Here is a 705-nt window from a genome sequence, read left to right as displayed (position 1 = left end):
AGTATTTGGCGTTTGCCTGTTTGGTTAAGTCCGTGGACGGAACCGAATACAACGATATGACGGCGGACGGTTTGCAAAAGGTATTGGATTTATTCGCCGATGCACCGAACGCCGAGTTGACCGCCCAATTGGAAGCGGTCAAAAAAAAAATAGATGAAGAATTGCAATTGTATTTTCCTAAACTATTCGACGATGCCACGGTTAAAGAGTATTACGACCAATTGAAGCAACGCACGATGTTAATGTTGGATGCGATAATACAGGGGGACGAAAGCGACAAACGGGCGGAAATAGACCATATTACGACGTTGTTGTTGACTTATACAAAACCCCAATCGTTTAGCGGGTCGGATAGCATGGAAATACAATACGACAAGCAGTTTGAAAATATGTGTTTGATGTTGTCCCAACATTTGCACGTAAACCCAAAATCGTTTACCGTATTGGAGTATTACAACGCATTTGAGTACATTAAACAGGCGACAAAGCCAAAGAACCCGAAAGCGGGGCGAAATTAGCCCGTTTCCGGCGTTGTTTGGTTCCGAAGGGTAAATTGTATTACCGAGAAAAGAAAATTGAAATACGGACAAATTTCTCGAAAATAACAAAGTAATAATTGGCGTTATGACAGACAATAACAACCCGATAAAATATAGTGATTTGGTAAAGCCGGATAATTCGATTACCGACCTTATCAACCAATTA

1 protein-coding gene is annotated in these 705 nt (G+C 41.1%); it reads left to right on the top strand.

The features are described from left to right. Positions 1–518, top strand: a 518-nt coding sequence (locus ACFFUV_RS23490) for a hypothetical protein (protein ID WP_390198371.1), incomplete at its 5' end; no start/stop codon positions are given. Between the last annotated feature and the right edge of the window lie 187 nt (positions 519–705).

The sequence above is a fragment of the Vibrio olivae genome (genome assembly GCF_042428525.1).
In the GTDB taxonomy this organism is placed as follows: Bacteria; Pseudomonadota; Gammaproteobacteria; order Enterobacterales; family Vibrionaceae; genus Vibrio; species Vibrio olivae.
The sequence above is the reverse complement of the archived record's forward strand: the minus strand, read 5'-3'. Positions and strand labels throughout refer to the sequence as shown.